Below are 19,908 nucleotides of genomic sequence, written 5' to 3' on the forward strand. Positions count from 1 at the left end.
CCCCGGGTCCGTCCAAGCGGGACGGCGCTACGACGGTGCAGTGGTGCACCCCAACCTCACGATCGGAGCTCACCCATGTGGACCCTGTCCGGTTTCGCCGACGAGATCGACGACGACCTCGAGACCCAGTGCTTGCTCTTTGATCAGTTGGGCATCCGGTTCATCGAGTTCCGCAGCGCCTGGGGCGTCAACGTTCTCGACCTCGATGACGAGCAGGTGGCCCGCGCCCACGACATCCTGGTCAGCCACGGCATCCAGGCCTCGTCCATCGGCTCTCCCATCGGCAAGGTCAATATCACCGACGACTTCGACGCCCACCTGGCACGGATGGACCGGGCTGTGTGGGTGGCTCAGCAGCTCGGGGCGCCGTTCATCCGCGTGTTCTCCTTCTTCCTCACCGCCGACCAGCGCCCCGAGGACCACCGCGACGAGGTGGTCCGTCGGATGACCGCGCTGGCTCAGCGCGCCGAGGCCGGCGGCGTCGTGATGCTGCACGAGAACGAGAAGGGCATCTTCGGCGACATCCCCGAGCGCGTCCTGGACCTCGTCACCTCCGTCAACTCCCCGGCGCTTCGGCTGGCGTGGGACGCGGCCAACTACGTGCAGGTGGGCGTGGTCCCCTTCCCAGAGGCCTACGAGCTGCTGCGCCCCTACACCGACTACATCCAGATCAAGGACGCCAAGCTCGGCACGGGCGAGGTGGTGGTGGCCGGTGCAGGTGACGGGCGGGTGCCCGACACCATCCGGGCGCTCGCGGCAGACGGCTTCGACGGATTCTTCTCCATGGAACCGCACCTCTCCTCCGCGCACCATCTCGGCGGATTCTCCGGCCCGAAGAACTTCACCCGCGCCACCCACGCGTTCACGGCGCTCCTCGACGCACAGCAGATCAGCTACCGATGAGCGCCGTCCGGTTCGCCGTCGTGGGCTGCGGCGCCATCGCCCCCACCCACGTCCGGGCGCTGCAGCAGCTCGCGGGACGCGTGGAGCTGGTGGCGTGCAGCGACATCCTTCCGGAGCGCGCGGAGGCCCTCGCGGCCGAGTTCGGGCTGACCGCGATGAGCTACGACGACATCCTCAGCGATCCGACGATCGACGCCGTGTCGGTCTGCGTCCCCAGCGGACGCCACGCCGAGGTGGGCGTCCCAGCGCTGCTCGCCGGCAAGCACGTCATCATCGAGAAGCCCATGGAGGTCACCCTCGAGGCCTGCGACCGGCTGATCCAGGCCCAACGAACCTCGGGCTGCGCCCTCGCCGTCGTCTCCCAGCACCGCTTCGACCCCGCGGCGCAGCTGGTGCACGAGGCGATCAGCGACGGCCGGCTCGGCCGCCTCGTGCTGGCCGAGTGCCGCGTCCCGTGGCTCCGCACCCAGGAGTACTACGACTCCGGCGAATGGCGCGGCACGTGGGAGCTCGACGGCGGCGGCGCCCTGATCAACCAGGGCATCCACACCGTCGACCTGCTGCGCTGGATGTGCGGCCCAGTCGAGACCGTCTATGCGCAGGCGCGCACCGCCACCCACGATCGGATCGAGGTGGAGGACGTGGTCTGCTCGACGGTGTCCTTCGCCGACGGCGCCATCGCCACCGTCATGGCCACCACCAGCGCCTTCCCCGGCTTCCCTGCCTCGCTGTCCCTCCACGGCACCGACGGCGGCGCCGTGATCCACGGCGACCGCCTCGCCTCCCTCTCCCTGACCGACGGCACCGTCCTCGGAGGGGAGGGCACCACGGCGCACGCACAGCAGGTGGCCGCGGGCGGGACACGCGCCGCGACACTCGCCGTCGCCGAGGCACCGGCCGACGTCGCCGTCGACCCTGCCGACGTCTGGGGCGAGGCGCACCGCCTGCAGCTCCTGGACTTCGTGGACGCCATCGCCGAGGGCCGCGCCCCGTTGGTCGACGGCGTCGGCGGCAGGCAGACCCTCGAGCTCGTCCTCGCCATCTACGCATCAGCCCGCACCGGCGACGTTGTCCGGCTTCCCCTCACCTCCTGAAAGGAACACCCATGGCCAGAATCGGTGTGCAAGCCAGCACCATCAAGACCTCCTTCGCCGAGAACGGCACCTTCGAGACGCTTCGCCGGATGGCCGAGATCGGCTACCGCGACATCGAGATGTCCCAGGTGGCGATGACGCCCGAGAACGTCGCGGAGATGAAGCGCGCACAGGACGAGCTCGGCGTGTCGGTGGTGGCGCTGTCTGCCGGCCTCACCCCGCCTCCCGGCGGCGGAGACTCGCTCAGCACCACCTACGACAAGATCGTCGACGACTGCCGCACGCTGGACACCGGCCTGCTGCGCGTCGGCATGCTGCCGATCGACGCCATGGGTCACCGCGACAGCATCGTCGACTTCGCACAGAAGACCGAGGAGTACGCCAAGCGCCTGGCCGACGACGGCATCGCCCTGTACTACCACAACCACCACGTCGAGTTCGCCCGCCTCGACGGGCGCTACATGCTCGACGTGATCGCCGACCTGGCGCCTACCGTCGGGCTGGAGGTGGACGTCCACTGGGTCCAGCGCGGCGGCCTCAACCCGGTCTCGGTGCTGGCCAAGTACGCGGGCCGCGTGCGGCTGGTCCACCTCAAGGACTACCGGATCGGCCTGCTCCCGGATTCCGCCCGCGACGCCATCGCCGCCGGAGACTTCGCAGGCTTCATGGCGGGGTTCTACGGCGTGGTGCAGTTCGCCGAGGTGGGCGAGGGGAACCTTGAGTGGGAGCCCATCATCGAGCAGGCCTTGGCCAGCGGCGCCGAGCACCTCCTCGTCGAGCAGGACGACACCTATGGCCGCGACCCCTTCGAGGCGCTGGCGATCTCGCGGGCCAACCTCGTCGAGCTCGGCTACGGCAACCTCCTCTGACCCTCACCCCGGACGCCCGACCGCCCCGCCCAAGCCAACCGGAGACCCTCGTGACCAGCATCGCCCCAGTGACCGACATCGCCCCGACGACAGGCGCGGGGCTCGGCCTACCAGGGAGCGTGCGCTTCGAGGAGGGTCGCGGCGGGCTGCGGCGGGTGGTCGTCACCACCCCGGCGGCCTCCGCGGTCATCTACCTGCAGGGCGCCCACGTGACCTCCTGGGTCCCCGCCGGCCATGAGGACGCCCTGTGGGTCAGCGGCCGCAGCGCGTTCGCGCCGGGCGCCCCGATCCGGGGCGGGGTGCCGGTCTGCTACCCCTGGTTCGGCCCCCACCCGTCCGACGGCGCGGCCCCGCTCCACGGGTTCGCCCGCACCGCCGTCTGGGAGCTGGAATCGGCTGACGAGGCCGACGGCGTGGCCACCCTCACCTTCGCCCTCGACACGGCGGGCATCCCGGGCGTCCTCGCCCACGAGCCCGCCCATCTCCGCTACAGCGTCAGCGTGGGCGCCGAGCTCCGGCTCGCGTTTCAGGTGACGAACGACGGGCCCGCTCCGATCGTCGTCGAGGAGGCGTTCCACACCTACCTGGCCGTCGGCGACGCCCGCCGGGCGTCACTCCACGGCCTCGAGGACACACCCGGCGTCGACCGGCTCACCGGACAGGAACTCGTCCCCACGGGTGGCCCGATGACGCTGAGCGGCGAGACCGACCGACTCCTTGCCCAGCCGGGCACCATCCGCGTCGACGACCCTGCCGGCGCTCGCTCGGTGACGGTGCGAACCACCGATTCCGCCAACGCGGTCGTGTGGAATCCCGGCCCGGACAAGGCCGCCGCGATGCCCGACTTCGGCGACGACGAGTGGACCGGGATGCTGTGCGTCGAGACCTGCAACGTGGGCGACGGCAGTGTCGCGGTGACCCCCGGCACGACCCACACGATGACCGCCACTCTCACGGTGGACGCTCTGCGCTGAGGCTGGCCGACCGGGGCGACGCTCCAAACCCCGCGGGCTGAGGAGCGAGGAGCGCAGCGACGACCCCACCCCCGCGGGCTGAGGAGCGAGGAGCGCAGCGACGACCCCACCCCCGCGGGCTGAGGAGCGAGGAGCGCAGCGACGAGCCTCGAAGCCTAAGAAAAGTGACCTTGACAACTCACGTTTCCCAGGCTTCGAGGCCGCTCCGCGGCACCTCAGCCAGCAGGGGTCGGCCACCGCTCGCCGTCTGGCGACAACCGTCTCTCCCCGGCATGCGATGACAACAACCCTGGCCGCCCGATCATCAGATCGGGCGGCCAGGGTCGAGACGGCTCAGCTCAGCCGGTGACAGCGCCGAGGGCCTCAGTTGGCGAAGTTCAGGCGACGTCCATTCCCTAAATCCCCTCCAGGCCGGGCTGGCCGGCTGCGCGTGCGGTGAGCCAGTGGAGGTTGTAGGCACGACACGCCGTCGCGACGCACCCTCGACGACCCATGCGGGCACCGACGCGGGGTCCGACGGCGTTTCGTGCACCCCAACCCGCACCCCCACAACGGCACGACACGCCGTCGCGACGCACCCTCGACGACCCATGCGGGCACCGACGCGGGGGCCGACGGCGTTTCGTGCACCCCAACCCGCACCCCCACAACGGCACGACACGCCGTCGCGACGCACCCTCGACGACCCATGCGGGCACCGACGCGGGCACCTTGCTATCCAGAGAGCGGCTTCTGTGCATATACACAGAAGCCGCCCCATGGATAGCATCCTGCAGGCCATGCCGACCTGAGTCAGGTCAGGCCGCCGCCGTCTCCCGGGCAAGGCGCTGGCGCTCGTCGCGACGGACCGCCTGCCGGTCGGGGTCCGGGACCGGCGAGGCAAGCAGCAACTTCTGCGTGTAGGGGTGCACGGGGCGGGTGGTCACCTGCTCCGCCTCCCCCTGCTCCACCAGCTCGCCCTTGTACATCACGGCGACCCGGTGGCTCACGTGCCGCACCACATCGAGGTCGTGCGAGACGAACAGGTATGCCACCCCGGTGAGCTGCTGGATCTCGAGCAGGAGGTCCAGCACTCGGGCCTGGGTGGAGAGGTCCAGGGCGCTGACCGGCTCGTCGCACACGATGAGCTTCGGACGCAGGGCCAGCGCGCGCGCGATGGCGATGCGCTGGCGCTGACCGCCCGAGAACTCGCGCGGCAGCCGTCCCATGGCGTCCTGCGGCATGTGCACGCGGTCCAGCAGCTCGCGCACCCTCTTCCGCGCGTCGGCGCCGGTGACTCCCTGGATGCCGAGCGGTTCGGCGAGGATGTCGCCGACGGTGAGCGACGGATTGAGCGAGCTGTAGGGGTCCTGGAAGACCACCTGCAGGTCCTGGCTCAGCTTGCGCCGGTCGCTGCGGCTGGCGTGGCTGATGTCCTGGCCACGGAAGACGATCCGACCATCGGTCACCGGCGCCAGGCCGAGCACGGCCCGGCCGAGCGTCGTCTTGCCGGAGCCCGACTCGCCGACCAGTCCGAGCGTCTCGCCCTCCCCGATCCGGATCGACACGCCGTGCAGAACCCGGAAGTGCTTGGCGAACCAGCCCTTGCCCGGGTACTCCACCACCAGGTCGTCGACGGTGAGCAGGTCCTTCTTGGGAGCGTTCATCGGGCCACCTCCACGGGGGCGTCGGGAGTCGTCGGGGTGGTTCCGCCGAGCAGGGGCGTCATCGGCGGCTTGCCCTCGAGCATCGAGGACAGCAGCATCTGGGTGTAGGGATGTTGGGGCGTGCGCAGGATCTGCCTGACGGGACCGCCTTCGACGAGCCGGCCGTTCTGCATGACGAGCACCCTGTCGCAGATGTCGGCCACCACACCGAAGTTGTGGGTCACCAGGATGATCCCCAGGCCCAGCTTGCGCTGCAGCTCGCGGAGCACGTCCAGGACCTCGGCCTGCACGGTGACGTCCAGCGCTGTCGTCGGCTCGTCGGCGATGATCAGGTCCGGCTCGCAGGAGATCGCACCGGCGATAAGGACGCGCTGCGCCATGCCTCCGGAGACCTCGTGCGGGTAGGCGTCGTAGGTCCGCTGGGGGTCGGGGATGCCGACGCTGGCCAGTAGCTCCAGGGCCCGCTGCTTGGCCTCCGCCTTGGTGACGCCCAGCACCCTCACCATCGGGGTGGAGAGCTGGGACCCGACGGTGAAGGCGGGGTCCAGGTTGCTCATCGGCTCCTGCGGGATGTAGGAGATCCGCTTGCCGCGCAGGGCGCGCATCTTGGATTGCCGCACGTGGTCGTCGCCCGGCGCGACGGTGTACGCGCCGTCGAACAGGATGGAGCCGCCGGTGATCATGGCGTTGTCGGGCAGGAGCCCGAGGATCGAGAACGCGGTCTGGGACTTGCCGGATCCGGACTCGCCGACGATGCCGACCACCTCGTTGCGGTCAACATGGAAGGACACACCGTCGACGACCGTCTTGGTGGAGCCGTCGGGTTGGGGGTAGCCGACGCCGAGGTTCGTCACTGTCAGCAGGTGGTGCGCGGCATCGGCGATGCCGGCGGCGTGTTCCTCAGCCACGCGGGCGTCGGGGACGGGCTTGGCGCGGACCGCCTTGGTCTTCTCCAGGTCCTCGAGCGAGTCGCGCACCGCGTTGCCCAACAGGACGAAGGCCCCGATGGTCAGGGCGATGGCGATCGTGGGCCAGAGCAGGTTGAGCGGCTGGCGGTAGATGCTGCGGAAGCCGTCGCTGACCATCACGCCCCAGGTGGGGACGGTGGGGTCGCCCAGTCCCAGGAACTCCAGGGCGGACTGGATGGAGATGGCCACACCGGAGACCATGGCGGTCTGGATGATGATGGGGGCCCGGACCACGGCGAAGATGTGCCGGGCGATGATGCGGGAGTCCGACAGGCCGGAGACGCGCGCGGCGTCCACGTACAGCTCGTTGCGGACCGACTGCACGGCGGTCCTGGTCAGGCGGTAGTAGCCCGGGCTGAGCAGGAGGCCGAAGACGATCATGGAGACCCACACGGACGGGCCGACGGCGGCGCGCACCGCCAGCAGGACGATCATGCCGGGCAGGGCGAGCAGGATGTTGGTCATCCAGCTCGCGACTCCGTCGAACTTCCCGCCGTAGTACCCGGCGATGAGGCCGGAGGGGAGGCCGACCGCGATGGCGACCCCGGCGGCCAGGGCCGCGGACACCAGGGTCACCCTAGCGCCGAAGATCAACCGCGACGCGATGTCGCGGCCGGCGCTGTCGGTGCCGAGTGGGTAATCCCCACCGGGGCCGAGCAGCACGTTGCTGAGGCTGGCGAAGTTAGGGTCGTGCGGCGCGAGGAGGGGCGCCAGGACCGCCACCAGCGTCACCGCGACGAGGAAGATGATGGCCGCGAGGCCCATGGGGTTCTTGAGGAGGCGGCGCACCAGGGAGGCCCGGACGACCGCGCCCACCTGCCCCACCGTCACCGTGGGGGTGATCTCGCTCATGAGACACGCACCTTCGGGTTGAGCCAACCGTTGAGGATGTCCACAACGAGGTTGACGAGGATGACGATCACGACTGTGTAGATGACCACGCCCATCACCAAGGGGAGATCGCTCATGGTGGTGGCGGTCACGGCGAGTCGACCGAGGCCAGGGATCGCAAAGATGGATTCGATGATCACCACACCGCCGAGCAGACCGATGAACTGCAGGCTGAGCACCGTGAGCCCGGCGGGTGCTGCCGAGCGCAGGACATGCTTGAAGAGAATCTCTCGCTCGCTGATGCCCCTGCTCCGGAGAGTGCGCACGTAGTCCATCTCGAGCTGCTTGATGAAGGCGCTGCGGATCTGCTGCGCCGCGCTGGCGACGCCGTTGATGACAAGGGCCAGGACGGGGAGCGCAAGCGACGCGGCCCACACCCCCGCGTCGGCGCCGGGCGCGATCCGGGAGATCGCGGGGAGCCAGCCCAACTGGATGGCGAAGAACCACACGAGCAGCACACCGATGATGAAGCCGGGAACGGCGTTGCCGATGACGGCGCCGATCTGGACCGTGCGGTCGGCGGCTCCGCGCCGTACGGCTGCGAGCATTCCGAGCCCCGTGGCCACGAGGGCGATGAGGAGGATCGAAATGCCGATCATCACCAGGGTGACCGGCAGGCGGCTGCCGATGGCCGAGAAGACGGGCTCGTTGGTGAACCAGGACTTGCCGAACTCGCCGCGGACGGCGTCGCCGAGCCACGCCACGAGACGGGTGGAGAGGGACTGGTCGAGGCCCAGTTCGGCCTCCTTGGCAGCGATGGCTTCGTCAGAGGCCTGGTCGCCGAGGATGTTTCGCGCGATGTTGCCGGACGACGCGTACAGCATCGTGAACGTGAGGACGGCCACGACGAACAGGACGGCGATTCCAGACGCGATGCGCCGCAGGATCATGGTCAGCATGAGTCAGCTCCGTTGCAGACAGGGATGGGGGGAGCCGGGGGACGGCTGAGCCGTCCCCCGGCCACGTCGGTCAGGAGGCCGGCGAGTAGTTGTAGATGGAGGGCACGGCCATCTGCGTCTGCGGTTCCGCACTGACCTTCTCCGCATTCACGAAGTAGAGCTGCGAGGGGCGGAACCAAGGGCTGAACCAGGCGTTCTCGGTCACGTACCGGTTGATGGCCTGCGCGGCCTCAACCGCGTCGTCACCCTCGAGGCGCAGCTGCTCGACGGCCGCCTCGATCTCGGGCGAGGTGGAGTCGAACGGGTTGTAGAGGGCGTCGGTGGAGAGCAGCTGGCTGTAGGCGACCCACGACGGGCCCTGGAAGAGGCTGAACCATGCGCTGGCGAACTTCCCCTGGCCCAGCATGCCGACGTAATCGGCTCCCGGAACCGAGGTCTGCTTGACAGTGATGCCGATGTCGGCCAGCTGCTGCGTCGCGAAGGTCATGATGGTCTCGGCACCGGGGGTGAGGATCGGCATCTCGATCGTGAGGCCGTCGGCGTACCCGGCCTCCGCGAGGAGCTCGCGGGCCTTGTCGGGGTCGTAGGTGTAGTAGTCCTCGAGCTCCGGCAGGAAGGCGCTGGTGTCGGGGCCGAACACCTGGCTCGTGATGTCACCGAAGCCGCCGCCGAGCTCCTTGAGGAGGGCCTCGCGGTCGAAGGCGTAGTTGATCGCCTGGCGGACGCGGACATCACCCAGCGCGGGGTTGACGGCGCCGTCGCGGTCGAGGAGCAGGAGACCCTGCCAGTCGGTGGCGTATTCGAGGAGCTCGAAGCCGGCGCCCTGGGCCTGCTGGTAGGTGGTGGCGTCGAGCAGGGTGGCGTCCACCTCTCCGGAGACGAGTCCGTTGACGCGGGAGGTCACGTCGGCGAGCAGCTTGAGGGTGATCTGGTCCCACTTCTGCAACTCGGGGTTCCAGTAGTCCTCCCGCGCCGTGAACACGTACTGCGAGCCGACGACGGCCTGCGCGGCATCCATGACGTAGGGGCCGGTGCCGACGGGCATGCGGTCGAGCTCGTCGGTGCCGAGCGCCTCGGGGCTGCCCATCAGGCCGAGGGCCTGGCTCAGGTAGTACTCCAGCGCGGGATCGGGCTGGGACAGCGTGATCTCCACGGTGTCCTCGTCGACGGCAGCGGCGGAGGCCACCGCGGCGGCCTGGCCGGCCTGGCGGCCGTTCGCCGTCTTGAAGTGGTCGATGTTCGCCACGACGGCCGCCGCGTCGAACGCGGCTCCGTCGGAGAAGGTGACGTCGGTGCGCAGGTCGAGGCTGAACACCAGGTTGGTCTCGTCGGTGTAGCCCCACTCGGTGGCGAGCATGGGGGCGTAGGATCCGTCGGGCTCGCGCAGGATCAGCGAGTCGTAGACGGTCTGGTAGGGCTGGAGACGGTGGCCGACGTGCGCCTGCGCCGGATCCCAGGAGGCGGGCTCGTCGAGGACGCCGAGCGTCAGGAGCTCGCCCCGTTCGGACGTACCGGCGGTGGTCGACTCCGCCGCGCCGGTCGAGGAGGGGTCGCCAGCAGGCGCGGGGTCGTCGGCAGGCGCGGAGCATCCCGCGAGGGCCAGGGCGGCGACGGCGGCGAGCGCCGTGGCCGAGAGAATGCGTGACTTCATTGTCGGTTCCTTCGAGAAGGGGTCCCCTGCGGCGCGAGGCCTGTCTGGGACCAGCTGTCGGACTTCTCCGCGCTGCTGTGTCAGGACTCAGGGGGCCGAGCCTCCAGTGCGGGTGTGCTAAGTACGCCATTCTGTTGCCCGGACGACAACAAGTTGCAGCTTGTTGCCGTCGCTGATTCTGATCCTACGACCGCACCGCGACGCGCGTGGGCGTCCCCGCCGATCCCTGAGGAGCCAACTGTCGGCAGCGCGGGGGCAGCGCTCGGCAAGGATCCCCTCAGGGCCACGCTCAGGGTGCGGGAGCGGCCTCAGGCTGGTAGACGCAGGTGGGGTCCGAGGCCAGCGGGTCGCCGAGCATGGCGTGGGCGCGCGCCCGCGACCCGCCGCAGATCCAGTTGAACTCGCACACCCCGCACTTGCCCGAGTACGACGAAGGGTCGCGCAGCGCCTTCATCATCGGCGCCTCTGCGTAGATCTCGCGGAAGCTCTGCTCCTTCACCGAGCCACAACGGTGCGGCAGGAAGCCTGAGGGATAGACGTCGCCGATGTGGTCCACGAACGCGAAGCCGCGACCGCTGTTCACGCCGATCGGTGGCCGCGGCGGCCGGCGCTCGAGGACCTCGCCCAGCAGGGCCTCGGTCTCCGCGGTGAGCCAGGCGTGCAGCTCGCCGCGCACCGGCAGCGGCTCGCCGGCCGCGCGGGCGTCGTCGCGCTGGATGGCGACCCGGCGGTAGTTGGGCGCCTCTGTCACCTTCACCGCGATCCGGTCCGAGACGTCGTGCAGCCAGTGCAGCACGTCCTCCATCTCGTCGGGATCGAGCGGCTCGAGGTTGGAGCCGCGACCCATGGGCACCAGGAACAGGACGTACCACATGCCTGCGCCCATCTCCATGGTCCGCTTCAGTAGCTGAGGCAGCTCGCGCAGGTTGTTTCGGCAGATGGTGGTGTTCACCTGGAACCGGAAGCCGTGCTTCACGACGAGCTCGGCGGCGGCCATGGTGTCGTCGAAGGTGCCTTCGATGCCGCGGAACGAGTCGTGCGTCTCCGCCGTGGCGCCGTCGAGGGACAGCGAGAACGCCTTGACCCCGGCCTCGCGCACCGAGGCGAGCCGCTCGTCGGTGAGCAGTGGCGTGACCGACGGCGACAGCGCGATGGGCAGGCCGATGCCGGTGCCGTAGGCGATGAGCTCCTCGAGGTCGTCGCGCTCGAACGCGTCCCCACCGGAGAGGATGACGATGGGCTTGGGCGTGCCGTAGGCGGCGAAGTCGTCCAGCAGCGCCTTGCCCTGAGCCGTGGTCAACTGCCGGGGGTCCGCGCGGGTGAAGGCGTCCGCCCTGCAGTGGCGGCACGCCAGCTGGCACGCGCGGGTCACCTCCCACACGAGCACGTGCGGCCGCTCGCCTGCGTCGTGGTGCAGGGTGCGGACGACGCCCTTGCGGGCCTCGTGCGGAACGGTGCCAGGGTGCGGAGTCACCGCCCGAATATTACACGCCGTCATTTCGACGCACCCGGGCACCCCACCTCGACGAAACACCACCTGAGAGCGCTTTCGGATCGTTACAAATCTGCAACCATGTCCGGCTGCCGAATCGGTTGACAGCGCTGCCATCGACCGACAGACTCGGCTCAACGGAGCGACAACGCCGTCCTGAAATCCGCCCCTGCCGTGGGCTTCGGTCGAGGATCAGCCCGCGCGCTCAGCGCTCCGCCACACGCTTCCACATGCACCCACAGGGCGGCGTCGGACCGCTCGAAGTGAACGTTCTCAGGAGGAACGAATGAAAATGAACAAGCTCATGACCGCAACCGCGGGCGTGCTGATGGCTTTCGCTCTCACCGCGTGCGGTGGCGGCGGCGCCGGCAGCACCACCGCCCCCGCCACCTCCGGTGGCGCGGACCCCAGCGCCAGCACCAGCGCCCCCGCAGGCGAAGAGGGCGGCAGCGTCGGCGTGTCGATGCCCACCCAGACCTCAGAGCGTTGGATCGCCGACGGCGAGGCCGTCAAGTCGCAGCTCGAAGAGGCCGGCTTCGAGGTGGACCTCCAGTTCGCCAACGACGACATCCCCACCCAGAGCCAGCAGATCGACCAGATGATCACCCAGGGCGTCAAGGTCCTGATCATCGCCGCCATCGACGGCACCGCCCTCGCCCCCCAGCTGCAGACCGCCGCCGACCAGGGCATCAAGATCATCTCCTACGACCGCCTGATCCGCGACAGCGGCAACGTCGACTTCTACGTCTCGTTCGACAACTTCAAGGTCGGCGTCGCGCAGGGCCAATCCCTCATCGACGGCCTCAAGGCCCGCGGCGAAGGCCCGTTCAACATCGAACTGTTCGCCGGCTCGCTCGACGACAACAACGCCCACTTCTTCTTCAACGGCGCCATGAGCGTCATCCAGCCCGAGATCGACAACGGCACCATGACCGTCGTCTCCGGCCAGACGAAGATCGAACAGGCCGCCACGCTGCGTTGGCAGCAGGAGACCGCGCAGAAGCGCATGGAAGACCTCCTCACCGCCAACTACCAGGGCGACACCAAGATCGACGGCGTGCTGTCGGCCTATGACGGCCTGTCCCGCGGCATCATCACCGCCCTGCAGAACAACGGCTACTCCGGCACCGTCGCTGACGGCTTCCCGATCGTGACCGGCCAGGACGCCGAGATCGCCTCCGTCAAGCTCATCCAGGACGGCGTGCAGTACTCGACGATCTTCAAGGACACCCGCCTGCTGGCCGAGCAGGCCGTCACGGCCGCCCAGTCGCTGCTGGCCGGCGACGAGCCCGAGGCGAACAACACCACCGATTACGACAACGGCGTGAAGGTCGTCCCGTCCTACCTCCTCGATGTGGCCACCGTCACGCAGGACAACATCGGCGAAGCTCTCGTCGACACCGGCTACTGGACCCAGGAGCAGATCGACAAGGGCGTTGCCTGATCGAGGCACCCACGATGGCCCGGCTCCCCGCGAGCCGGGCCATCGCTCGCCAAGTGTGACTTTCCCGAAAGGCGACGCATGAACGACACCTCAACCATCCTCGAGATGCGCAACATCACCAAGACATTCCCCGGTGTCAAGGCGCTCTCGGACGTCACGCTTGAGGTCAAGCGCGGCGAGATCCACGCCATCTGTGGCGAGAACGGGGCCGGCAAGTCCACCCTCATGAAGGTGCTCTCGGGTGTCTACCCGCACGGCACCTACGAGGGTGACATCATTTTCGAGGGCCAGCCGTCCAGCTTCGGCTCGATCAACGACTCCGAGCACGCCGGCATCGTCATCATCCACCAAGAGCTGGCGCTTGTGCCCCTGCTGTCGATCGCGGAGAACATCTTCCTCGGCAACGAACAGGTCGAGGGCGGGCGCATCAACTGGCACAAGACCAACGCGGAGGCGGCCAAGCTGCTGGCCCGCGTCGGGCTGGACGAGAACCCGGTGACGCCGATCAACCAGATCGGCGTGGGCAAGCAGCAACTCGTGGAGATCGCCAAGGCGCTCTCCAAGCAGGTCAAGCTGCTCATCCTCGACGAGCCCACCGCAGCCCTCAACGACACGGATTCGGCCCACCTGCTCGACCTGCTCCGGCACCTCAAGGGGCAGGGCATCACCTCGATCATGATCTCGCACAAGCTCAACGAGATCATCGCCATCGCGGACGCCACAACCGTGATCCGCGACGGCATGACCATCGAGACGCTGCAGCGGGGCCCCGAGATGACCCAGGAACGGATCATCAAAGGCATGGTCGGCCGTGAGTTGGACAACCTGTTCCCGGATCACACGCCCAACATCGGCGAGGAGATGATGCGGGTAGAGGACTGGACGGTCCTGCACCCCACCGTCGCCGGTCGCAAGGTCTCCGACAACGCGGCGTTCGACGTCCGCAAGGGCGAGATCGTCGGCATCGCCGGCCTCATGGGCGCCGGCCGTACCGAACTGGCCATGAGCATCTTCGGAGGCGCCTACGGGCGCAAGGTCTCCGGCAGGCTCCTCCTCAAGGGCAAGGAGGTCCACCTCCACTCGGTGGACCAGGCCATCGAGGCGGGGCTGGCCTATGCCACCGAGGACCGCAAGCGGTACGGGCTCAACCTCATCGACGATATCCGCCGCAACATCTCGGCGGCGTCGCTGGACCGGATCGCGCGCAACGGCGTCGTCAATTCCAATGAGGAGATCAAGAACGCTGAGCGGTACCGCAAGGAGATGCGCATCAAGACCCCCACGGTGATGAACGTCGTGGGCCAGCTCTCCGGCGGCAATCAGCAGAAGGTGGTCCTGTCCAAGTGGATGATGACCTCCCCCGAGGTGCTGATCCTCGACGAGCCCACCCGTGGCATCGACGTCGGGGCAAAGTACGAGATCTACACCATCATCAACGCGCTCGCTGACGCCGGGAAGGCCGTCGTCGTGATCTCCTCGGAGCTCCCGGAGCTCCTCGGCATCTGCGATCGCATCTTCACGCTGGCCTTCGGCCGCATCACCGGCCAACTCCTTCGGGCAGAGGCAGACCAGGAGAAGCTCATGAAGCTCATGACCAAAGAAAGGGAGGCCGCCTGATGACCGGAATCAAGGATCTGTTCTCGAAGAACCTCCGCCAATCCGGCATCGTCATCGCGTTCGTCGCGATCGTGGCGCTGTTCACGATTCTGACCAACGGGATGCTGCTCGATCCCACCAACGTCAGCAATCTGATCCTGCAGTACTCCTACATCCTGATCCTGGCGATCGGCATGCTGTTCGTCATCGTCGTGGGCCACATCGACCTCTCCGTGGGCTCGGTCGTCGCGCTCGTCGGCGCGGTGTCGGCCACGCTGATCATCAAGATGGACATGCCCTGGTTCGTCGGTGTCCTCGCCGGACTCGTCGTGGGCCTGATGATCGGCGCGTGGCACGGGTTCTGGGTGGCCTACGTCGGCATCCCCGGCTTCATCGTGACCCTGTCGGGCATGTTGCTGTTCCGCGGCATGACCTTCCTGGTGCTGGGTTCGGTGTCGCTGTCGCCGATGACCGGGGAGTACCAGCGGATCGCCAACGGGTTCCTCAACGGACTGTTGGGCGGCATGGGTTACGACCTGTTCACGCTGCTCATCGGCGTGTTCGCCGTCGCCGGCTTCGCATGGACGCAGTGGCGCAGCCGTCGTGCCCGGATCCGCTACGAGCAGGAGGTGGAGGGCATGCCGCTCTTCGTCGCCAAGCTCGTCCTGCTGGCCGTGGTGATCATGTTCTTCGCCTGGAAGCTCGCCACCGCGCGCGGCTTCCCGATCGTGTTGATCATCCTGGCGGTCCTGGTCCTGATCTACTCGTTCCTGTCCAAGAGCTCGATCTACGGCCGTCACGTCTACGCCATCGGCGGCAACATCAACGCCGCCATGCTCTCGGGCGTCAAGGTCAAGCGGACCATCTTCTGGGTGTACGTCCACATGGGTCTCCTCACCGGCGTCGCCGGCGTGGTGTTCTCGTCCCGCACCAACGGCGCCCAGCCTGGCGCGGGCAACATGTTCGAGCTGGACGCGATCGCGGCCTGCTTCATCGGTGGCGCTGCCGTCACCGGCGGCGTCGGCACCGTGATCGGCGCCATGATCGGCGGCCTGGTGATGGCCGTCATGAGCAACGGCATGCAGCTGATGGGCGTCCAGACGTCCATCCAGCAGATCGTCAAGGGTCTGGTGCTGCTGCTCGCAGTGGCATTCGACATTTGGAACAAGCGTCGGGCGGCGGCCGCCAAGGCCTGATCCGTCCGCAACGCGACACGGAAGACCCTACGAGTCGGAGCTCCCCCTACCCGTTGGCTGAGGAGCCGCGGGTCGGCGACGAGGGCTTCCCCGTTGGCTGAGGTGCCGCGCAGTGGGCTGGAGCCCTCCCCGCTGGCTGAGGTGCCGCGAAGCGGCCTCGAAGCCTAAGAAACGCGAGCCGACAAGCCAACTCGCCCGACGCGTCGAGGCCTCGACACCGTCGCCGACCCCACCGCAACCCCCAGAAAAACTTCTCGAAGAATTTCTGCCGGGCGCCCCTGCTGGGAGCAGAAAATGTCAGTGGTCGGTCATAGCGTGGAACCCATGAAGGACAAGGCGCGTGAGATCGCGGAGCAGTTGCGCTCCGCCGACGAACTGCGCCGCTTCGCCGAGGCCCAGACCCTGACCCTGCTGTGTGACCTCGCGGAGCACTACGAGGTTGACTACGACCAGGTCGTTGAGGTCCTCGCCGAGCGCAGGGTCGTGGTCGGGGGCATCGGCACCCCGGCCGTCTCCGAGTTCATCGGCCTCGAACTGGCCGGCCTGCTGCGCTGCCCACCCATTGTGGCGGCCTCGAAGCTGGCAGATGCTTTGAGCCTGAAGCACCGCCATCCCTGCCTCTACGCGGCGGTGCAGGAGGGCAGGATCGAGGCGGCCAGGGCCTGCAAGGCGGCGTCGATGTGTCTGGACCTGCCGGTCGAGGGGGCCGATGCGGTCACCGACCGCTGGTTGGGTAGGCAGGACGGGTTGGGTTGGACGGCCGCGTTCACGCTGTTGAAGAAGATGATCATCGAGGCTGATCAGGCCCGCGCCGCGGAACGCGAACGGCGGCAGCGGGCCTCGCGCGGGGTGCACGTGTGGGGGTTGCACGAGGGGGTGATGAACCTCACCGGCCGCTTGGATGTGCTCGACGCCCGCTACCTGGATGCTGCCGTCGACCGCATCGCCGACCTGTTGGCTGTCGAGCAGCCCGACACATCGAAGACGATCCTGCGCGCCAAAGCCCTCGGAGTGCTCGCCAACCCGGCCTACGCCCTGGCGCTTCTCCAGCACGCGGCGCAGCCCGCCCTCCTCGACGGCCTGGCCGTCGCCCTCGACACTGCCCCGGCCCCCACCAGAGCGAACGCCCCGAGCATCGCGGCAACCGGCGCCGGCCCTGCGGGTCCTGCGCCTGTTGACGGCGGGCAGCGTCATGATCCGCACTGCCTCGGCGCGTTGTGTGGCACCATCACCACCCCACTGGCCAAGCTCCGCCCCAAGCTGGAGCTGGCTGTCCACATCCACGCCGACGCCCTCGGCGAGCTCACCGGCACCGCCCGCATCGACCGCGCCGGACACATCACCACCACCCTCCTCGCCGAACTCCTCCCCGGGTTGGATGTCACGGTGCAGCCTGTGATCGACCTGCCCGCAATCCCCGCCGAAGACCACTACGCCCCATCGGCCGGGTTGAAGAAGGCCCTCCTGCTGAGCATGGACCACGAAATGTTCCCCTACTCCAAGCGGCGAGCCGACGGCCTGGACCTGGACCACACCCACCCCTTCACACCCGGCCGCCGAAGGCAAACCCGAAGCGGGAACCTCGCCCCCCTCACCCGACGCGTCCACCGCGCGAAAACGGCCCGCACCTGGCGCGCCGACCAACCCAGACCAAGCCAGCTCCACTGGTCCAGCCCCCTGGGCTACCGCTACGAAGTCACCCCCACCGGCACCCGCATGCTTGTGTGAGCGGTCGCGTCGGATGAGCGCTGCGGGAGGTGAGGCGACGGCGACGCCCCGAACGGGCTGCCCACTGGAACGTGTGATCGGTGGGGCCCGCGATACCCCGTCGCCCATTAGGCTGGGGGCAAACGGAAGGGGCAGCCTGTGAAGGGCGTTGTCGTGTTCTCCGGGTCGGCCCACGCCGCGCTCGCCGACGAGATCTGCAGCCACCTGGGTCTTCGTCGTTCAGGCGTCAAGATCTCCCGTTTCAGCAACGACTGCCTGCAGGCGCAGCTGCTGGCCAACTGCCGCCAGCGCGACGTCTACATCGTGCAGCCGCTCGTGCCGCCCACGCAGGACCACCTGATGGAGCTCCTGCTGATGATCGACGCGGCCCGCGGCGCCTCGGCCGGCCAGATCACCGCCGTGATGCCGCACTACGCCTACGCGCGCTCGGACAAGAAGGACGCGTCGCGGATCTCGATCGGCGGGCGGCTGGTGGCAGACATGCTGTCCACGGCAGGGGTGGACCGGGTGCTCACCATGAACCTGCACGCGCCCCAGGTGCACGGCTTCTTCTCGGTTCCCGTGGATCACCTCACCGCACTGGGGGTGATCGCGGACCACTACCGGGATCGGGACCTGAGCAACACCGTCGTGGTCTCCCCGGATCTGGGGAACGCGAAGCAGGCCACGCTGCTGGCCCGCCTCCTCAACCTGCCGGTCGCGGCCGGGTCCAAGCAGCGCCTAGCAGACGACCGCGTGGTCATCGACGCCATCGTCGGCGACGTGGCCGGCAAGCGGGCCATCGTGCTGGACGACGAGATCGCCACCGGAGGCTCCATCGTCGAGATCGTCACCCGGCTAGGGGACTTCGGCTGCGAAGAGGTGTCGGTGGCGTGCACTCACGGACTGTTCGCGGGCCAGGCCGTGGAGAAGCTGCAGAACGTGTCGCGGATCGTGGAGGTGGTCTCCACCAACACCGTGCCCCCGCCCGAGAACTTCCCCGGCCTGACGGTGCTGAGCGTAGCGGGACTGTTCGCCGACGCCATCGACCGCATCCACAACGGCCGCTCGGTGAGCAAGCTGTTCAACGACGTGGACCCGTCCTATGCACCGCCCCCGCTGCCAGAAGGCCTCTTTTAGCCCCTTTTAGCCCTCGTCGCTAGTCCTCGACGCGCCGGTCTCGGATTCGGCGCGCCACCTCGCGCCACGACGGCACGACGACGCCCTCCTCCGCCATCAACCGGCGCAGGCGTCGCCTACTGAGCTGGATACCTACGATCCCCACCGCGAAGAAGGGGATCTGGAGCAGCCACGCGAGGCGGAGTTGCTCCGGGGTGTAGGCGCTGCCCCCCGAGAGCCAGTCCAGGAAGAGGCCCATGATCAGGATGAGCACGGTGCCGCCCACGAAGCCGCCCGCGATGACGATGCCGTTGGCGGCCCCGAGCCGGGTCACCGGGAGGTTGGTGCGGGGGAAGTCGAAGCCCACCCCGGTGCCGGGGCCCGCCACCGCCAGCGCGAGCACCAGCAGGACCAGCAGCGGTAGCGGGGCGCGCCCCGGCCACAGCAGCACGGCCGCCCAGCACGCGATGACGGCCCACACCAGGATCATCACCAGGGTGCTGCGCCGCAGCGGGTGCCGGGCGGTGAGCGACCCGACGACGGGGCCGGCCACCATCGATGCCACCGAGAGCAGCGCGAAGAGCACGCCCGCTTCGGCCTGCGACATTCCCTGGCCGACGACGAGGTACGGGATCCCCCACATGAACACGAAGGTGATGCTGGAGAATCCAGAGGTGAAATGCACCCAGAAGCCGAGTTGGGTGGCGGGGTGCATGGAGACCCCTCTGATCCGGCCGGGGATTTCGCGAATGGGGTCCACCACCACCGCCGACGCCTGCCCGGGGGGAGCGTCGCGCACCCACGCCATCACGAGCACTGCGGCCAGGACGCTGAAGGCCACTGTGATGAGTAGGCCCGTCTGCCAGCCCATGAGCTTGATCAGCGGAAGGACCGCGCCCACCGCCGCGATCTGGCCCAGTGCGCCGACCATGCCCGTGACCTGGCTGAGCACGGGGACGCGCTGCGGCGCGAACCAGCGGGGAAGGAGTCTGAGCACGGAGTTGAACATGCAGGCGTCGCCGATGCCGAGCAGCACCCTGGCGACGTAGGCCGTGGACAGGTCGTCGGTGGTGGCGAGCATCGCCTGCCCGCCGGCGATGACGAGGGTTCCGCCGGTGAGCATGAGGCGGGAACCGTACCTGTCGAGCAGCAGGCCGACGGGCACCTGGGCAAGCGCATACGTGGCGAGTTGCAGCACGACGAAGGTGGAGATGATGCCGGGAGTGGTGCCGAAATGATCCGCCGCCTCAAGCCCCGCGACGCCGAGGGCGGCACGGTGCATGACCGCCAGCGAGTACCCGAAAACGCCGACTCCCCAGACCACCCAGGCCGCTCGACCGTATCCGCTCGCCACCACGCGTGACCTCCCGGGACGATCCTATGCCGATGACTGATGAACCCACGCCCGCGGCTGGGCTGTCGCGGCAACCGTGGGCAACAGAGGCACCGGCGGCCGACG

15 protein-coding genes are annotated in these 19,908 nt (G+C 68.5%); 9 read left to right on the plus strand and 6 right to left on the minus strand.

What is annotated here, in order from left to right:
* Positions 1-75: 75 nt before the first annotated feature.
* The 4 genes from ACZK39_RS06050 (at position 76) to ACZK39_RS06065 (ending at position 3,840) form a co-directional block, all read left to right on the plus strand.
* Positions 76-903, plus strand: a complete 828-nt coding sequence (locus ACZK39_RS06050; protein WP_463612829.1) for a sugar phosphate isomerase/epimerase family protein — start codon at positions 76-78, stop codon at positions 901-903.
* The gene (locus tag ACZK39_RS06055; protein ID WP_463612830.1) at positions 900-1,997 is read left to right on the plus strand and encodes a Gfo/Idh/MocA family protein; all 1,098 of its coding nucleotides are present in this window, start codon (positions 900-902) and stop codon (positions 1,995-1,997) included. The genes ACZK39_RS06050 and ACZK39_RS06055 overlap by 4 nt, the downstream gene beginning before the upstream one ends.
* A gap of 11 nt (positions 1,998-2,008) precedes the next feature.
* Positions 2,009-2,866: a sugar phosphate isomerase/epimerase family protein gene (locus tag ACZK39_RS06060; protein WP_463612831.1), complete on the plus strand. Its 858-nt coding sequence runs from the start codon at positions 2,009-2,011 to the stop codon at positions 2,864-2,866.
* A gap of 68 nt (positions 2,867-2,934) precedes the next feature.
* Complete coding sequence (locus tag ACZK39_RS06065) at positions 2,935-3,840, plus strand: D-hexose-6-phosphate mutarotase (protein WP_463612832.1); 906 nt, start codon at positions 2,935-2,937, stop codon at positions 3,838-3,840.
* A gap of 797 nt (positions 3,841-4,637) precedes the next feature.
* Here the strand turns inward: ACZK39_RS06065 and ACZK39_RS06070 are convergent.
* From ACZK39_RS06070 to ACZK39_RS06090, 5 genes are all read right to left on the minus strand, one after another.
* Positions 4,638-5,486 carry an ATP-binding cassette domain-containing protein gene (locus ACZK39_RS06070; protein WP_463612833.1) on the minus strand — a complete coding sequence of 283 codons (849 nt, stop codon included), beginning with the start codon at positions 5,484-5,486 and terminating at the stop codon, positions 4,638-4,640.
* Entirely contained in the window at positions 5,483-7,306 is a 1,824-nt protein-coding gene (locus tag ACZK39_RS06075; RefSeq protein WP_463612834.1) for a dipeptide/oligopeptide/nickel ABC transporter permease/ATP-binding protein, read from the minus strand. Before ACZK39_RS06075 ends, ACZK39_RS06070 begins: the two co-directional genes overlap by 4 nt.
* Positions 7,303-8,244: an ABC transporter permease gene (locus ACZK39_RS06080; RefSeq protein WP_459018210.1), complete on the minus strand. Its 942-nt coding sequence runs from the start codon at positions 8,242-8,244 to the stop codon at positions 7,303-7,305. Before ACZK39_RS06080 ends, ACZK39_RS06075 begins: the two co-directional genes overlap by 4 nt.
* 70 nt (positions 8,245-8,314) lie before the next feature.
* The gene (locus ACZK39_RS06085) at positions 8,315-9,895 is read right to left on the minus strand and encodes an ABC transporter substrate-binding protein (RefSeq protein ID WP_459018211.1); all 1,581 of its coding nucleotides are present in this window, start codon (positions 9,893-9,895) and stop codon (positions 8,315-8,317) included.
* Positions 9,896-10,184: 289 nt separating this feature from the next.
* The gene (locus ACZK39_RS06090; protein WP_463612835.1) at positions 10,185-11,393 is read right to left on the minus strand and encodes a TIGR04053 family radical SAM/SPASM domain-containing protein; all 1,209 of its coding nucleotides are present in this window, start codon (positions 11,391-11,393) and stop codon (positions 10,185-10,187) included.
* Positions 11,394-11,679: 286 nt separating this feature from the next.
* Here ACZK39_RS06090 and chvE point away from each other — a divergent pair, with 286 nt between their 5' ends.
* From chvE to ACZK39_RS06115, 5 genes are all read left to right on the plus strand, one after another.
* Positions 11,680-12,831 carry a multiple monosaccharide ABC transporter substrate-binding protein gene (gene chvE / locus ACZK39_RS06095; RefSeq protein WP_463612836.1) on the plus strand — a complete coding sequence of 384 codons (1,152 nt, stop codon included), beginning with the start codon at positions 11,680-11,682 and terminating at the stop codon, positions 12,829-12,831.
* Positions 12,832-12,909: 78 nt separating this feature from the next.
* Entirely contained in the window at positions 12,910-14,448 is a 1,539-nt protein-coding gene (mmsA, locus tag ACZK39_RS06100) for a multiple monosaccharide ABC transporter ATP-binding protein (RefSeq protein WP_459018216.1), read from the plus strand.
* On the plus strand, positions 14,448-15,623 hold the full coding sequence (gene mmsB, locus ACZK39_RS06105; protein ID WP_463612837.1) for a multiple monosaccharide ABC transporter permease: 1,176 nt from the start codon (positions 14,448-14,450) through the stop codon (positions 15,621-15,623). The genes mmsA and mmsB overlap by 1 nt, the downstream gene beginning before the upstream one ends.
* Positions 15,624-15,947: 324 nt before the next feature.
* Positions 15,948-17,351: a hypothetical protein gene (locus ACZK39_RS06110; RefSeq protein ID WP_463612838.1), complete on the plus strand. Its 1,404-nt coding sequence runs from the start codon at positions 15,948-15,950 to the stop codon at positions 17,349-17,351.
* Positions 17,352-17,489: 138 nt separating this feature from the next.
* Positions 17,490-18,470, plus strand: a complete 981-nt coding sequence (locus ACZK39_RS06115) for a ribose-phosphate diphosphokinase (RefSeq protein ID WP_182780992.1) — start codon at positions 17,490-17,492, stop codon at positions 18,468-18,470.
* Positions 18,471-18,489: 19 nt separating this feature from the next.
* Here the strand turns inward: ACZK39_RS06115 and ACZK39_RS06120 are convergent, their stop codons facing one another.
* A complete protein-coding gene (locus ACZK39_RS06120; RefSeq protein WP_463612839.1) occupies positions 18,490-19,803 on the minus strand; it encodes an MFS transporter in 1,314 nt (437 codons plus the stop codon).
* Between the last annotated feature and the right edge of the window lie 105 nt (positions 19,804-19,908).

It is taken from the genome of Tessaracoccus luoxuelianae (assembly GCF_055326245.1).

Bases quoted from the DNA above. Each gene is read 5' to 3' on its own strand.
- mmsA (WP_459018216.1), top strand. From the start codon at position 12,910: ATGAACGACACCTCAACCATCCTCGAGATGCGCAACATCACCAAGACA.
- ACZK39_RS06090 (WP_463612835.1), bottom strand. From the start codon at position 11,393: ATGACGGCGTGTAATATTCGGGCGGTGACTCCGCACCCTGGCACCGTT.
- ACZK39_RS06060 (WP_463612831.1), top strand. From the start codon at position 2,009: ATGGCCAGAATCGGTGTGCAAGCCAGCACCATCAAGACCTCCTTCGCC.
- ACZK39_RS06050 (WP_463612829.1), top strand. From the start codon at position 76: ATGTGGACCCTGTCCGGTTTCGCCGACGAGATCGACGACGACCTCGAG.
- ACZK39_RS06080 (WP_459018210.1), bottom strand. From the start codon at position 8,244: ATGCTGACCATGATCCTGCGGCGCATCGCGTCTGGAATCGCCGTCCTG.
- mmsB (WP_463612837.1), top strand. From the start codon at position 14,448: ATGACCGGAATCAAGGATCTGTTCTCGAAGAACCTCCGCCAATCCGGC.
- ACZK39_RS06055 (WP_463612830.1), top strand. From the start codon at position 900: ATGAGCGCCGTCCGGTTCGCCGTCGTGGGCTGCGGCGCCATCGCCCCC.
- chvE (WP_463612836.1), top strand. From the start codon at position 11,680: ATGAACAAGCTCATGACCGCAACCGCGGGCGTGCTGATGGCTTTCGCT.
- ACZK39_RS06075 (WP_463612834.1), bottom strand. From the start codon at position 7,306: ATGAGCGAGATCACCCCCACGGTGACGGTGGGGCAGGTGGGCGCGGTC.
- ACZK39_RS06110 (WP_463612838.1), top strand. From the start codon at position 15,948: ATGAAGGACAAGGCGCGTGAGATCGCGGAGCAGTTGCGCTCCGCCGAC.
- ACZK39_RS06085 (WP_459018211.1), bottom strand. From the start codon at position 9,895: ATGAAGTCACGCATTCTCTCGGCCACGGCGCTCGCCGCCGTCGCCGCC.
- ACZK39_RS06070 (WP_463612833.1), bottom strand. From the start codon at position 5,486: ATGAACGCTCCCAAGAAGGACCTGCTCACCGTCGACGACCTGGTGGTG.